Annotated in this window: 12 protein-coding genes and 2 pseudogenes; 7 read left to right on the forward strand and 7 right to left on the reverse strand. The window is 69.2% G+C overall.

Going from position 1 to position 13,426, the window contains the following annotated elements; translation table 11 throughout:
• Nucleotides 1–97: 97 nt before the first annotated feature.
• The gene (locus tag AB0N16_RS24740) at nt 98–589 is read left to right on the forward strand and encodes an inorganic diphosphatase (protein ID WP_046730908.1); all 492 of its coding nucleotides are present in this window, start codon (nt 98–100) and stop codon (nt 587–589) included.
• A gap of 152 nt (nt 590–741) precedes the next feature.
• The gene (locus AB0N16_RS24745) at nt 742–2,397 is read left to right on the forward strand and encodes a threonine/serine exporter family protein (protein WP_365800144.1); all 1,656 of its coding nucleotides are present in this window, start codon (nt 742–744) and stop codon (nt 2,395–2,397) included.
• Between the two features lie 152 nt (nt 2,398–2,549).
• Here the strand turns inward: AB0N16_RS24745 and AB0N16_RS24750 are convergent, their stop codons facing one another.
• Nucleotides 2,550–3,491: a VTT domain-containing protein gene (locus AB0N16_RS24750; protein WP_365800146.1), complete on the reverse strand. Its 942-nt coding sequence runs from the start codon at nt 3,489–3,491 to the stop codon at nt 2,550–2,552.
• A gap of 140 nt (nt 3,492–3,631) precedes the next feature.
• Between AB0N16_RS24750 and AB0N16_RS24755 the strand changes: the two genes are divergently transcribed.
• Nucleotides 3,632–4,000, forward strand: coding sequence for a YbjQ family protein (locus tag AB0N16_RS24755; RefSeq protein ID WP_365800148.1), 369 nt, complete (start codon nt 3,632–3,634; stop codon nt 3,998–4,000).
• A gap of 166 nt (nt 4,001–4,166) precedes the next feature.
• Here AB0N16_RS24755 and AB0N16_RS24760 read toward each other — a convergent pair whose 3' ends face one another.
• Nucleotides 4,167–4,928 (reverse strand): MerR family transcriptional regulator, encoded by a 762-nt coding sequence (locus AB0N16_RS24760; RefSeq protein WP_365800150.1) that lies wholly within the window; start codon nt 4,926–4,928, stop codon nt 4,167–4,169.
• A 130-nt stretch (nt 4,929–5,058) separates the two neighbouring features.
• On the opposite strand from AB0N16_RS24760, the gene AB0N16_RS24765 reads away from it, so the two are divergent.
• Together AB0N16_RS24765 and AB0N16_RS24770 are read left to right on the forward strand one after the other, a co-directional pair.
• Nucleotides 5,059–6,345 (forward strand): ion channel protein, encoded by a 1,287-nt coding sequence (locus AB0N16_RS24765; protein WP_365800152.1) that lies wholly within the window; start codon nt 5,059–5,061, stop codon nt 6,343–6,345.
• 47 nt (nt 6,346–6,392) lie between these two features.
• Entirely contained in the window at nt 6,393–7,802 is a 1,410-nt protein-coding gene (locus AB0N16_RS24770; protein ID WP_365800154.1) for a glutamate decarboxylase, read from the forward strand.
• A 7-nt stretch (nt 7,803–7,809) separates the two neighbouring features.
• Here AB0N16_RS24770 and AB0N16_RS24775 read toward each other — a convergent pair whose 3' ends face one another.
• The 3 genes from AB0N16_RS24775 to AB0N16_RS24785 all read right to left on the reverse strand — a co-directional run bounded on the left by AB0N16_RS24775 (nt 7,810) and on the right by AB0N16_RS24785 (nt 10,909).
• Nucleotides 7,810–8,349 (reverse strand): DinB family protein, encoded by a 540-nt coding sequence (locus tag AB0N16_RS24775; protein ID WP_365800156.1) that lies wholly within the window; start codon nt 8,347–8,349, stop codon nt 7,810–7,812.
• A gap of 103 nt (nt 8,350–8,452) precedes the next feature.
• Nucleotides 8,453–9,913, reverse strand: coding sequence for an aldehyde dehydrogenase family protein (locus tag AB0N16_RS24780; protein WP_365800158.1), 1,461 nt, complete (start codon nt 9,911–9,913; stop codon nt 8,453–8,455).
• 171 nt (nt 9,914–10,084) lie between these two features.
• The gene (locus tag AB0N16_RS24785) at nt 10,085–10,909 is read right to left on the reverse strand and encodes a helix-turn-helix transcriptional regulator (protein ID WP_351747270.1); all 825 of its coding nucleotides are present in this window, start codon (nt 10,907–10,909) and stop codon (nt 10,085–10,087) included.
• Between the two features lie 354 nt (nt 10,910–11,263).
• Between AB0N16_RS24785 and AB0N16_RS24790 the strand changes: the two genes are divergently transcribed.
• On the forward strand, nt 11,264–11,743 hold the full coding sequence (locus AB0N16_RS24790) for an ATP-binding protein (RefSeq protein ID WP_365800160.1): 480 nt from the start codon (nt 11,264–11,266) through the stop codon (nt 11,741–11,743).
• A gap of 88 nt (nt 11,744–11,831) precedes the next feature.
• Here AB0N16_RS24790 and AB0N16_RS24795 read toward each other — a convergent pair whose 3' ends face one another.
• Together AB0N16_RS24795 and AB0N16_RS24800 are read right to left on the reverse strand one after the other, a co-directional pair.
• Nucleotides 11,832–12,101 (reverse strand): DUF397 domain-containing protein, encoded by a 270-nt coding sequence (locus tag AB0N16_RS24795; protein WP_351712088.1) that lies wholly within the window; start codon nt 12,099–12,101, stop codon nt 11,832–11,834.
• 660 nt (nt 12,102–12,761) lie between these two features.
• Nucleotides 12,762–12,887 (reverse strand): annotated as a pseudogene (locus AB0N16_RS24800) (cobalamin biosynthesis protein CobW); the annotation flags it as partial.
• A 26-nt stretch (nt 12,888–12,913) separates the two neighbouring features.
• Here AB0N16_RS24800 and rpsN point away from each other — a divergent pair.
• A pseudogene (gene rpsN, locus AB0N16_RS24805) lies at nt 12,914–13,217 on the forward strand (30S ribosomal protein S14).
• Nucleotides 13,218–13,426 lie beyond the last annotated feature (209 nt).

Consider the following 13,426-nt stretch of genomic DNA (forward strand, 5'->3'; position numbering starts at 1 on the left):
CAGCTCTGGCACGACCACCAGCCCCTTTCGCGATCACACACCTGCGTGAGGGACACTTAACCACCAGAACTATGTGTTGATCATGGAGGAGCCACCGGTGGAGTTCGACGTCACGATCGAGATCCCGAAGGGTTCGCGGAACAAGTACGAGGTGGACCACGAGACCGGTCGGATCCGCCTGGACCGTCGTCTCTTCACCTCGACCGCCTACCCGACCGACTACGGCTTCGTCGAGAACACCCTCGGCGAGGACGGCGACCCGCTGGACGCGCTGGTCATTCTTGACGAGCCGACGTTCCCGGGCTGCCTCATCAAGTGCCGCGCGATCGGCATGTTCCGGATGACCGACGAGGCCGGCGGCGACGACAAGCTGCTGTGCGTCCCGGCCACCGACCCGCGCGTGGAGCACCTGCGCGACATCCACCACGTGTCGGAGTTCGACCGCCTGGAGATCCAGCACTTCTTCGAGGTCTACAAGGACCTGGAGCCCGGCAAGTCCGTCGAGGGCGCCAACTGGGTGGGCCGCACCGACGCCGAGGTGGAGATCGAGCGGTCGTACAAGCGCTTCAAGGAGCAGGGCGGTCACTGATCCAGTCCGCGCACGGAAAACGGGCCGCACGCACGCGTGAGGCCCGTTTTTCGTGGCGGCCGCCTCGCGCGGGCCGTGTTTTGGGTGGCCACTGTGTGGTCACGCGCATACTGAGGCGTACGTGAAGTTGTCGTTCAGGGAGCGTTACGACGGTGACGGAGGAGGACGACCGCAAGCCCCGGTCGGACGAGGCGCGGTACGACCCGGAGATCACGTCCGAGTTCGCCCTTCCGGCGGGCATCGCGGTCCCCGAGGCCGGCGTCGAGCCCGAGACCACGTCCGAGTTCGTGGTGCCGAAGGGGCTGGCGACGTCGCAGCCGGTGCCCGGCGAGCCGGAGGGCTCGGCGTTCACCACGCCGAGCACCTTCAGCGCCTACGACGCTCCGGCCGCCTTCACGCCCGCCTCCGGGTTCCCCACGGTCAGTCTCGTCAAGGACGCGCCCTGGCAGGACCGGATGCGCACGATGCTGCGTATGCCGGTGGCCGAGCGGCCTGCGCCGGAGCCGGTGCAGAAGGCCGAGGAGGGCGGGCCAGCCGTTCCGCGCGTGCTCGACCTGACGCTGCGTATCGGGGAGTTGCTGCTGGCCGGCGGCGAGGGCGCGGAGGACGTGGAGGCCGCGATGTTCGCGGTCTGCCGGTCGTACGGCCTCGACCGCTGCGAGCCTGGCGTCACCTTCACGCTGCTGGCGATCTCCTACCAGCCCTCGCTGGTCGACGACCCGGTGACGGCGTCCCGGACGGTACGGCGGCGCGGGACCGACTACACACGGCTGGCCGCCGTCTTCCGTCTCGTGGACGACCTCACCGACCCCGAGACTCATGTCTCCCTGGAGGAGGCCTACCGTCGGCTCGCGGAGATCCGCCGCAACCGGCACCCGTACCCCGGCTGGGCGCTGACCGGCGCGAGCGGGCTGCTCGCCGGGGCCGCCTCGGTGCTCGTCGGCGGTGACTACCTGGTGTTCGTGGCGGCCGCGATCGGCGCGATGCTCGGCGACCGGCTGGCGTGGCTGTGCGCGGGGCGGGGGCTGCCGGAGTTCTACCAGTTCATGATCGCCGCGATGCCGCCGGCCGCGATCGGGGTGGCGTTCGCTCTCGCCCACGTCGATGTCGCGGCGTCCGCCGTCGTCACCGGTGGACTGTTCGCGCTGCTGCCCGGGCGGGCCCTCGTCGCGGGCGTCCAGGACGGGCTCACCGGCTTCTACATCACCGCCGCCGCGCGTCTGCTGGAGGTCATGTACTTCTTCGTCGGCATCGTCATCGGGGTGCTGACGATCCTGTACTTCGGCGTGAAGCTGGGCGGCCGGCTCAACCCCGACGCGACGCTGTCCGGCTCCGAGCGGCCGCTGCTGCAGATCACCGCGTCGATGGTGCTGTCGCTGACCTTCGCGGTGCTGCTCCAGCAGGAACGATCCACCGTGCTCGCCGTGACCCTCAACGGCGGGGTGGCGTGGTGCGTCTACGGCGCGATGCACTACGCCGGGAGGATCTCGCCGGTCGCCTCCACGGCCGCGGCGGCCGGGCTGGTGGGGCTGTTCGGGCAGCTGCTGTCGCGGTACCGGTTCGCTTCCGCGCTGCCGTACACGACCGCGGCGATCGGGCCGTTGCTGCCGGGTTCGGCGACCTACTTCGGGCTGCTGTCGATGGCCCAGAACGAGGTCGACAAGGGCCTGGTGTCGCTGGCCAAGGCGGCGTCGCTCGCCATGGCCATCGCCATCGGGGTCAATCTGGGGTCGGAGATCTCACGGTTGGGGCTGCGGGTGGGTTCGGCGGGGAAGCGGCGGGCCGCGAAGCGGACGCGGGGGTTCTGAGCGCGTCAGTTTGAGCGGCGCGGTCTGAGCCCATCGGTATGAGCGGCGCGGTCTGAGCGCCTCGGGGGGGCACATCGGTCCGTGCGCGACCGCAGGTCGTGGGGGTTGATCGCGCAGTTCCCCGCGCCCCCAAGAAAGCAGGGCGTTGCCGCTTACGGTGCTTGGTAGGGGTCCTCGCTGTACGGATACTGCTGCTGGCCGTAGCCGTTCTGGCTGTAGCCGTTGTCGCCGTAATACGGCTGCTGCTGGTACGGCTGCTGCGGTTGGCCGTACTGCGGCTGCGGCTGGCCGTACTGCTGCTGCGGAGGCTGCTGCCGGCCGTACTGCTGCTGGGGCTCAGGCTGCTGCGGAGGCTGAGGCTGCTGCTGGGGCTGGCCGTACGCCGGGGCGATCCTGCGGAGCTGGGTCGTCGCGTCGTCCATCATCGGCGGGGCGGGGTGCTGCGGGAGCGGCTGCTCCGCCGGCGTCGCCTTCTTGCTCTTCGAGCGGGCCCGCAGGAACTCGATGATGATCGGGATCACCGAGACGAGGACGATCAGGATCAGGATCGCCTCGATGTTGTTCTTGACGACGTCGATCTTGCCGAGCCAGGAGCCGAGCAGGGTGACACCGGCGCCCCAGAGGACACCACCGATGACGTTGAACACCAGGAACGAGCGGTAGGCCATGCCGCTGACGCCGGCGATGATCGGCGTGAACGTGCGGATCACCGGCACGAAGCGGGCCAGGATCAGGGACTTCGGGCCGTGCTTCTCGAAGAACTCGTGCGCCTTGGCGACGTTCTCCTGCTTGAAGAGGCGGGAGTTCGGGCGGTTGAAGAGCGTCGGGCCGACCTTCTTGCCGAACATGTAGCCCGCCTGGTCGCCGAGGATCGCGGCGACGCAGATCAGCGCGATGGCGCCCCACAGGGGGAAGTCCAGCTGGTTCGAGGTGATCAGCAGGCCGCAGGTGAACAGGAGGGAGTCACCCGGGAGGAAGAAGCCGATCAGAAGGCCGGACTCGGCGAAGACCACCAGGAGCAGGCCCCAGATACCGAACGAGTCGAGAAGGTTGTTCGGATCCAGCCAGCTCGGGCCGAGGGCGAGCGTCATCACGGTTCCGGGCTCCTGTGGGGTGAAGGCACAGCGGGCGTTCCTTGTGCGGCCGCACAAAGCTATCAACGCAATGTGTCCACCCCAGGTTCCACCGGTGGATCCAGGATGCACTGTGCCCGCCCTGGGGAATAGCTGTGGACATGGGTATCGAGGAATTCGGCGGCGGTCAGGGCCCTCACCCCGATGTGCTGGTGGTCACCACGAACGACGTTCCCGGGTACCGGGTGCGGGAGGTCATCGGCGAGGTCTTCGGGCTGACCGTGCGCTCCCGGCACCTGGGCAGTCAGATCGGCGCCGGTCTGAAGTCGATGATCGGCGGTGAGCTGAAGGGGCTGACGAAGACGCTCGTCCAGACCCGCACGCAGGCGATGGAGCGGCTGGTGGAACAGGCACGCGCGCGTGGCGCCAACGCCGTGCTGGCCTTCCGGTTCGACGTGACCGAGGCGGCGGACACGGGGACCGAGGTGTGCGCGTACGGCACGGCCGTCGTCGTCGACAAGATCGACTAGCCCGACCAGCCCGACCATCCCGACGAGCCCGACGAGCCCGACCAGTCCGACCAGCCCGACCAGCCCGACCAGCCCGACCAGCCCGACCAGGCTGACCCGACGAGGCTGACCCGACAAGGCCCCGACAGGCCCGGACAGGCGCGGACAGGCCCCGACAGGCGCCGGGTCACGTCGTGTGCCGCGCCGCGTTCGCCTCGATCGCCCCCTTCAGGTGTTCGGCCAGGCCCGGGGCCATCGAGTCGTAGAACGCCTTGAAGCGCTCGTCGGACACGTACATCCCGGCGAGACAGCGGTGCATCTCGTACGGGCAGTCGTAGAACCAGGACGAGATGTGCCGCCGGTGCTCCTCGGCCATGTCCATGGCCCGCCCGCCGACGGGCGGCTCGGCCTCGTTCACCAGGGCGGCGTAACGCTCGCCCCAGTCGTCGGCCTCGGCCTTCATGCGCTGCCAGTCGGCCTTGGTGTAGCGGGCGGCCCGGCGCCGCGACTCGGCGTAGGCCTCGGTGCCGCCCCAGCGCTGCTCGGCCTCCTCGGCGTACCGCTCGGGGTCCTTGTCGCCGAAGACCTCGAAGCGTTCCTCGGGCGTGAGGTTGATGCCCATCCTGCGTGCCTCCATGGCGTGCTCCACGGCCGCGGCCATCTTCCGCAGCTTCTCGATCCGGGCGGTCAGAAGTTCGTACTGGCGGCGCAGCTGCGCGCGCGGGTCCGCGTCCGGATCGTCGAGCAGCGCCGCGACCTCGTCGAGCGGGAAGCCGAGCTCCCGGTAGAACAGGATCCGCTGCAGCCGGTCGAGGTCGCCGTCGCCATAACGCCGGTGCCCGGCGGGGCTGCGCTCGCCCGGGACCAGCAGGCCGATCTCGTCGTAGTGGTGCAGGGTGCGCACGGTGACGCCGGCGAATCGGGCGACCTGTCCTACGGAGTAGCTCACTTCCGCTCCTTTCCGTGCTCCACCTTGGGTCCTCACGTCACGTGAGGTGCAAGTCCTTGGGGTTCGAGGCCTCTCCGACGTCCGTTTTCTTCAGGATGTTGCGTCGGTTTTGCCCGCTTATGGTGGGGCCGTGGCCCAGGACACCGCGCGGCAGGCGCCGCCCACCCCGCCCTCGGTCCCCGCGCGTGCCCTGCTGCCGCTGATCCTGCCCGCCCTGGTCGTCGGGGGCGGCAGCAGCCTGCTGTACCTGCTGGTGAGTTCGCTGGCGGAGCGGTTGCAGCACGTGCTCTGGAACAACCTGCCGGACGCGCTCGGCATCGGGCGGTACTCGGTGCTGTGGATGCTGGTGATGCTGACCGCGACCGGTGTGGCGGTCGGGCTGGTGGTGTGGAAGGTGCCCGGGCACGCGGGGCCCGATCCGGCCACCCTGGGCCTGGAGGCGGTGGCGCTGCCGCCCGTCGTCCTGCCGGGGCTGCTGCTGGCGACCGTACTGATGCTGGCGGGCGGGCCGAGTCTCGGCCCCGAGAACCCGATCATCGCCGTGAACGTGGGGCTGGCGTTGTGGCTGGGGCGCCTCGCGATGCCCCGGATGCCGGGCTCGCTGTGGCCCGCGCTGGCCGACGCGGCGACCCTCGGCGCGCTGTTCGGTACGCCGGTGGCGGCGGCCCTGGTGATCTCCGAGGCGCTGGCCGGGAAGCCGCTGAAGGGGGCGCTGTGGGACAACCTCTTCGGCCCGCTGATCGCGGCGGGTGCGGGTGCGATGACGACCGCCCTGGTGGCCCGTCCGGCCCTGGACCTCGGGCTGCCCGCGGTCGGCCGGCTGCGCTGGGCCGACCTGCTGGCGGCTCTGGTGATCGCCCCCGTGGCCGCGCTGCTCGGCATGCTCGCCGTCTACGCCTTCCCGTACGTCCACGGGGCCTTCCGGCGCCTCGGGCACCCCATGGTGGCCCTGCCGGCCGGAGGTGTCGTTCTCGGCCTGCTGGGCGCGCTGGGCGGCCATCTGACGCTCTTCAAGGGACTGGACGAGGTCGCGGAGCTGGCGAAGGACCCCGAGGGCTGGTCGGCCGGGCAGTTCGCGGTGATGACGGTCGTCAAACTGGCCGCGCTGCTGGTGGCCGCCGCCTGCGGTTTCCGCGGTGGCCGGATCTTCCCGTCGGTTTTCATCGGCGCGGCCCTCGGCCTGTGCGCCCACGCCCTGGTGCCCGCCGTCCAGCCGTCGGTGGGCGTGGCGGCAGGGGTGCTGGGCATGCTGTTGGCGATCACCAGACAGGGCTGGGTGAGCCTGTTCACGGCCGCCGTGCTCGTGGCCTCGCCGACCATCCTCGCCCTCCTGTGCATCGCGTCGTTGCCCGCCTGGCTGCTGGTGACCGGACGGCCGAAGATGCAACTGCGGGCGGACGGCACGGCCCTGCGCTGAACTTTCTGAAGCCGAGACTTGTGAAACTGCTCTAGGAGGCACCTGCCATGCCGCTCCACAAAGGATCCGGGAAGCACCGCGAGCGCTCCATGTCCGTCAACCCGTTCTTCGGTGAGGCGAACCCGGTCGCCGGCATGGCCGAGGCCCCGCCCACGCACCGGCTGCCGGACGGCCCGCTGCCGCCCTCGACCGCCTACCAGCTGGTTCACGACGAGCTGATGCTGGACGGCAACGCCCGGCTGAATCTGGCCACGTTCGTCACCACCTGGATGGAACCGCAGGCCGGGGTCCTGATGGCGGAGTGCGACGACAAGAACATGATCGACAAGGACGAGTACCCGCGCACCGCCGAGCTGGAGCAGCGCTGTGTGGCGATGCTCGCCGACCTGTGGAACGCGCCGGATCCGACCGGCACCATCGGGTGTTCGACGACGGGCTCCAGCGAGGCCTGCATGCTGGCCGGGCTGGCGATGAAGCGCCGCTGGGCACAGCGCAACGCCGACCGCTATCCGGGCGCCGCCCGGCCGAACCTGATCATGGGCATCAACGTCCAGGTCTGCTGGGAGAAGTTCTGCAACTTCTGGGAGGTGGAACCCCGGTTCCTGCCCATGGAGGGCGACCGCTACCACCTGGACCCGCAGGGCGCCGCCGAGCTGTGCGACGAGAACACCATCGGGGTGGTCGGCATCCTCGGCTCCACCTTCGACGGGTCGTACGAGCCGATCGCCGAACTCTGCGCCGCCCTGGACGCCCTTCAGGAGCGCACCGGCCTCGACATCCCGGTCCATGTCGACGGCGCGTCCGGCGCGATGATCGCGCCCTTCCTCGACGAGGACCTGGTGTGGGACTTCCGTCTCCCGCGGGTGGCGTCGATCAACACCTCGGGGCACAAGTACGGCCTGGTCTACCCGGGCGTCGGCTGGGCACTGTGGCGCGACAAGGAGGCGCTCCCCGAGGAGCTTGTCTTCCGGGTCAACTACCTGGGCGGCGACATGCCCACCTTCGCCCTCAACTTCTCCCGCCCCGGCGCCCAGGTGGTCGCGCAGTACTACACGTTCCTGCGTCTCGGCCGGGACGGCTACCGCGCGGTGCAGCAGGCCTCGCGGGACGTGGCGACGGGGCTCGCCGCACGTGTCGAGGCGCTCGGCGACTTCCGGCTCCTCAGCCGGGGCGACGAGCTGCCCGTGTTCGCCTTCACCACCGCCGACCACGTGACGTCGTACGACGTCTTCGACGTCTCCCGGCGGCTGCGCGAGAGCGGCTGGCTGGTGCCGGCGTACACCTTCCCGGCGAACCGGGAGGACCTGTCCGTGCTGCGGGTGGTGTGCCGCAACGGTTTCTCCAAGGACCTGGCCGAGCTGTTCCTGGAGGACCTGACCCGGCTGCTGCCCGAACTGCGCCGGCAGCCGCATCCGTTGACCAGGGACAAGGACGCGGCCACCAGCTTCCACCACTAGAAAGTGGCTAGGAGGCCCTTTCCAGGTCCACGAGTTCGAACGCCGTCTTCCCGTCCAGGGACTCGCGGACGATGTCGGCGTGGCCCGCGTGCCGGGCGAGTTCGCGGATCAGGTTGAGGCAGAGCCAGCGCATGGAGACCCGGCCCTCCGGCGGGAACCAGGGCTGGGGCGGGAGCGGGAAGGTGTCGTCGAGGCTGGGGACGGAGCGGATGAACTTCTCCGTCTCGGCGGCGACCTCCTCCCAGTAGGCGAGCTGCGCGGCCACCGTCTCGTCGCCGACCAGCTGGAAGGTCTCGTGCCAGTTCGACTGGTCGCGCTGGATCGCGGGCGGCTCCTGCTTGGCGCGGGCGATCCAGTTCTGCTCGACCTCGGCGACATGCTTGAGCAAGCCCGCCAGGGTCAGCTCGCTGGCGCTGGGCCTGCTCGCCGCCTGTTCGTCGGTCACGCCGAGCAGTGTCCGGCGGATGCCGCCGCGCTGCTCCTCGATGAAGGAGAGCAGTGCTCCGCGCTCGTCGCCCTGTGCTTCGGCGGAAACGTGAGTGACCATGACCGGCCGCCTTTCCTCGGGTCGTGTTGCCCTGACACCGACGAAGCTACGGGCCCTTTAGGACAGATCGCGTCCTAAAGGGCCCGCCGCGGCCAGGCGGATCTCAGAACGGGAAGCCGCTCCGGCCGTGCTGGACCGAGATCCACTTCAGGGTGGTGAAGGAGTCCACGGTGGTGTCGCCGTTGAGGCGGCCGAGGCCGGAGTGCTTCTCACCGCCGAAGGGGACGACGGGCTCGTCGTGGACGGTGCCGTCGTTGACGTGGAACATGCCGGTGTCGATCTGCTTGGCGAAGGACACGCCCCGCTCGATGTCACCGGTGTGGACCGCGCCGCTGAGGCCGTACGGGGTGTCGTTGACGAGCCGTACGGCCTCCTCCTCGCCGTCGAACGGGATGAGGAAGGCGACCGGGCCGAAGACCTCCTGCCGGAGCAGGTCGGAGTCGGCCGGGACGTCGGTGAGGACCGAGGGCTCGACCAGGTTGTCGGTGGTCGTGCCGTGCAGCAGGGCCGTCGCGCCCTCGGCGATGGCCTGCTCGACCGTGGCCGAGATCGACTCCGCCTGCTGGGAGTTGATCAGCGGGCCGATGACGGTCGCCGGGTCGCTCGGGTCGCCGGCCTTGAGGGTCTTCACCTTGGCGACGAACTTCTCGGTGAACTCCTCGGCGATCGAGCGGTCGACGAGCACGCGGTTGGCGGCCATGCAGACCTGGCCCTGGTGGACGTACCGGCTGAAGACCGCCGCGTCGACCGCGTAGTCGATGTCGGCGTCGTCGAGGACCACGATCGCGCTGTTGCCGCCCAGTTCGAGCACCGAGCGCTTGAAGAGCGAGGCGCAGACGGTGGCCACGTGCCGGCCTACCTTGTCGGAGCCGGTGAAGGAGATGACCTTCGGGATCGGGTGCTCGATGAAGGCGTCGCCGATCTCCGCGATGTCGGTGACGACGACGTTGAGCAGGCCGCCCGGCAGGCCCGCGTCCTCGAAGAGCTTCGCGACCAGGGTGCCGCCGACGATCGGGGTGTTCTGGTGGGGCTTGAGGACCACGGCGTTGCCGAGCGCGAGCGCCGGGGCGACCGACTTGATCGACAGCAGGAAGGGGAAGTTGAAGGGGCTGATCACGCCCACGACACCGACCGGCACGCGGTAGACGCGGTTCTCCTTGCCGTCCACCGGGGAGGGCATGATCCTGCCCTCGGGGCGCAGCGACCACTGGATCGACTCGCGCAGGAACTCCTTGGCGAGGTGCAGCTCGAAGGCGGCCTTCAGGCGGGTGCCGCCGAGCTCGGCGATGATCGCCTCGGAGATCTCCGCCTCGCGCTCCTCGATGAGGCGCAGGGCCTTCTCGAAGACGGCACGACGGGCGTAGGGGTTGGTGGCGGCCCACTGCTTCTGGGCGCGCGCGGCGGCCTGGTAGGCCTGATCTATCTCCTCGACCGCGGCTATGGTGATCGATGCGAGCTTCTCCCCGTCGTACGGGTTGAAGTCGATGATGTCCCAAGAACCGGTCCCCGGGCGCCACTCACCGTCGATGTACTGCTGGGCCAGGTCGGTGAAGTAGGACGACATGTGATCCCTCGATCCCCTGCTGCGTCGGCAGTCGATGCAGACACCCGATCCACATCCACATCACGGTCTGATCACGCGTCATCGTACTTGCGTGACAGGGGAGTTGGGGCATCAGTTCGATGATCTAGGGAAATCCCCAGGTGCATCTATATATCTACGACAGCTATATATCTACGACAGCTGCAACAGTCCGCGCAGCAGGTCCCGGCTCTCGTCCGGTCCGGGGCTGTCCTGCTGGAGCTCCTTGAGCGCCTGCTCGTACTGGGCGACGTCCTCGCGCTTGTCGAGGTAGAGGGCGCTGGTGAGCTGCTCCAGATAGACCACGTCGGACAGGTCGGACTCCGGGAAGCTCAGGATCGTGAAGGAGCCGCCCTCGCCGGAGTGGCCGCCGAAGCTGAACGGCATGATCTGGAGCCGTACGTTGGACCGCTCGGAGATCTCGACGAGATGCTGGAGCTGACCCCGCATCACCTCGCGGCTGCCGTAGGGCCGGCGCAGGGCGGCCTCGTCGAGGACGATGTGGAAGTCGGGGGCGTTTTCGGCCACCAGGTACTTCTGCCGCTCCATGCGCAGGGTGACCCGGCGCTCGACGTCCTCCTCGCTGGCCCCCTTCATGCCGCGCCGCACCACGGCGCGCGCGTACTCCTCGGTCTGGAGGAGGCCGTGCACGAACTGGACCTCGTACGCGCGGATCAGATGCGCCGCGCCCTCCAGGCCGACGTAGGTGGGGAACCAGCTCGGCAGGACGTCCGAGTAGCTGTGCCACCAGCCCGCCACGTTGGCCTCCCGGGCGAGGGAGACGAGCTGTTCGCGCTCGGCCTCGTCGGTGATGCCGTACAGCGTCAGCAGGTCTTCCACATCCCTCGTCTTGAAGCTCACCCGCCCCAGCTCCATACGGCTGATCTTCGATTCGGAGGCACGGATCGAGTACCCGGCGGCCTCGCGGGTGATGCCCCGGGCCTCACGCAGCCGCCTGAGTTGCGAGCCGAGCAGCATTCGCCGCACCACCGATCCGGGCTCTCCCGCGCTCACGTTCGCCAGCCTCCCCAACCGTCTTCAGGGCCCGCAGTCTGCCACTAAAACACTTCGAGCAGTACTCGTCCGGTTACGGAAACGGAAAGCGGCCAAAGTTTAAGCACAGGAAGTTGCAAGCAGGTAGTGAGCCATCGGCTGCAAGTTGGCGGAAAAAATGGCCAACAAGCGGTACGGGAGGGTCCAATTCGGTCGCGTGCACGTGCATCTGCCCTTGCATCTGCTGTGCGCATCCGAAACCATGGTCCCGCGCCACCGCTGCATCGCAACGACCGCGAATTCCCGGGAGTGCCTCGCATGGGGACGAATGGATCGACCATGCTCAAGCCATTACGGCAGGGCCTTCCGCCGCTTGATCCCGCGGCCGTGTCCAACGCCGCCTCCTGCGCCCTGCCGGCCCGCTACGAGGCGGTGCGCGAGGCCCGGCTGTTCACCCGGAGAACGCTCGACCAGTGGGACGTCGGTGAGCGCTTCGACGACATCTGCCTCGTCGTCTCGGAGCTCGTCACCAACGCCCTGCGGCACGCGCTGCCCGGCGAGTCCGAGCACCCTGCCGCGCCGCAGGCGCCGGCCGTGCGGCTGCACCTGATGCGGTGGACCGAGCGACTGGTGTGCGCGGTACGCGACCCGAGCCACGACACCCCCGCCCCCGGAGACTCCGACGACTTCTCGGCGGAGTCCGGTCGCGGGCTCTTCCTGGTCGACTCCTTCAGTGACAGCTGGGGCTGGCACCCACTGGCGGGCACCCTCAGTGGCAAGGTCGTGTGGGCCCTGTTCCGGCTCCACCCCGCGGAATAGGAAACCCGGCGTCTTCGGACGCCGGGTTTCTACGCGCGTTACCGCGCATCCTGTGCCGAATGCACCGGGTTTCTCCTGATGCGCGACCTCAGCTCACTATCAGGTGGTCGAACTCGCCGTCCTTGACGCCGAGGAGCATCGCCTCGATCTCCGCGCGGGTGTAGACGAGCGCGGGGCCGTCCGGGAAGCGCGAGTTGCGGACCGCCACGTCACCGCCCGGCAACCGCGCGAACTCGACGCAGGAACCCTGCGAGTTGCTGTGCCTGCTCTTCTGCCAGGCCACTCCGTCCAGCTGCGTCGCAGCCATGCCGTTGTACACGTCAAACCCCCCGTACACGCCGTCAACGTCGAGGTCCACAGTCGCTCCCCGGTGGTGCACTAACTGGCTGATGTGGCCATTGATGCTGCGGTCAACTAACCCGGATCATAACCCTGTTCACGTGCAGATGCATGAGCAGATGCACGTGCACGCGGAGTGCGCCTCCGGTTACAGCTTTGACGCCCGCTTTACCCAAGCTGCTCCAGCGTCTGCCCCGGAGCTGCACAGGCATGCGACCGCCGACCCCGTCCATGATCTTGCGCGCCATCACCTGCGCGGGTCGTCCGAATCGAACCCCTCATGCACTAGGAAGAGACGCGTACCGCGGCCCTGGTGTTCCACCGTCCATGTGATGGTCCGGTGCGCGAGATCGGCCGGATCGGGATCGGACCCCTGGACGGACCGCGTCCGCTCCCGGTCGCGGGCGGGCACCCGCACGTCGTCGACGCCCGGGAGCGATGGCCGGGGGCGGGACCGGGGTCGCCCGGTGCCGGTGACCGACCTCAGGACGGAAGTTCTCGACCCCCTGCATCTGCCGCTGCACGTGCGGATCGGGTTCCGCGAGGGTGCGGCAGGCCTTCGCGGGCGGGTGCGGAAGGAACCGCTCCCTGCGGATGGTAGGTCACGCCCGCCCCCGTTCCAGCGGATGGGGCCGCTCTTCACTGGCTCGCGGTCGGTCGCGCGGGGGGCAGGGCGGGGTCAAACCTCCGGGAGGGCGCCGAAGGCGGGCGGCGGCCGTTTCCAGGCGGCGCGCCCGCCGGCGTACTCGGCGTCGGTCAGCAGGCAGGACTCCAGCAGCGGGTCACGCAGGATTCCAGCAGCGGATCGCGTAGGCGTAGCCGGTCCCTGATATGGCGAAGAAGAGCAAGATCGCGAAGAGCCAGCGGCGGCAGGGGATCGTCGCCCGCCACGCCGCACGCCGGACCGAACTGAAGCAGATCCTCCGGCGGCCGGCCGGCACCGCGGCCGAGCGGCTCGCCGCCCAGCGTGAGCTGCGCAGGCAGCCGCGCGACGCGAGCGCCACGCGCGTACGCAACCGCGACCAGGTGGACGGCCCCGCACGGTTACTTCCGTGCTTTCGGTCTGTCCCGCGTGAATCTGCGGGTGCAGGCTCACAGCGGATACCTACCCGGCGTCCGCAAGTCCTCCTGGTGACGCCTGGTAGCTTGCCGCTGTCGTTCGGGCGAACGGGCGGTCGTCCCCCCTAGAGCTTGGGAGCGTTGCGGTGACCACGGCTATGGCGAGTACGGCTACGACGCACACGGAGACGGCTGGGGCTTCGGCTTCGGCTACGGCTGCTGCGGCGCACCCGGAGACGGCTGCGGCTCCGGCTACGGCTACGGCTGCTGCGGCGCACCCGGTGA

The sequence above is a fragment of the Streptomyces sp. NPDC051105 genome (assembly GCF_040682795.1).
GTDB lineage: Bacteria > Actinomycetota > Actinomycetes > Streptomycetales > Streptomycetaceae > Streptomyces.

What these genes read in the sequence shown, in the direction of transcription:
- AB0N16_RS24755 (WP_365800148.1), top strand. Translation starts at nt 3,632, where the DNA reads ATGGGTATCGAGGAATTCGGCGGCGGTCAGGGCCCTCACCCCGATGTG.
- AB0N16_RS24770 (WP_365800154.1), top strand. Translation starts at nt 6,393, where the DNA reads ATGCCGCTCCACAAAGGATCCGGGAAGCACCGCGAGCGCTCCATGTCC.
- AB0N16_RS24775 (WP_365800156.1), bottom strand. Translation starts at nt 8,349, where the DNA reads ATGGTCACTCACGTTTCCGCCGAAGCACAGGGCGACGAGCGCGGAGCA.
- AB0N16_RS24780 (WP_365800158.1), bottom strand. Translation starts at nt 9,913, where the DNA reads ATGTCGTCCTACTTCACCGACCTGGCCCAGCAGTACATCGACGGTGAG.
- AB0N16_RS24785 (WP_351747270.1), bottom strand. Translation starts at nt 10,909, where the DNA reads ATGCTGCTCGGCTCGCAACTCAGGCGGCTGCGTGAGGCCCGGGGCATC.
- AB0N16_RS24790 (WP_365800160.1), top strand. Translation starts at nt 11,264, where the DNA reads ATGCTCAAGCCATTACGGCAGGGCCTTCCGCCGCTTGATCCCGCGGCC.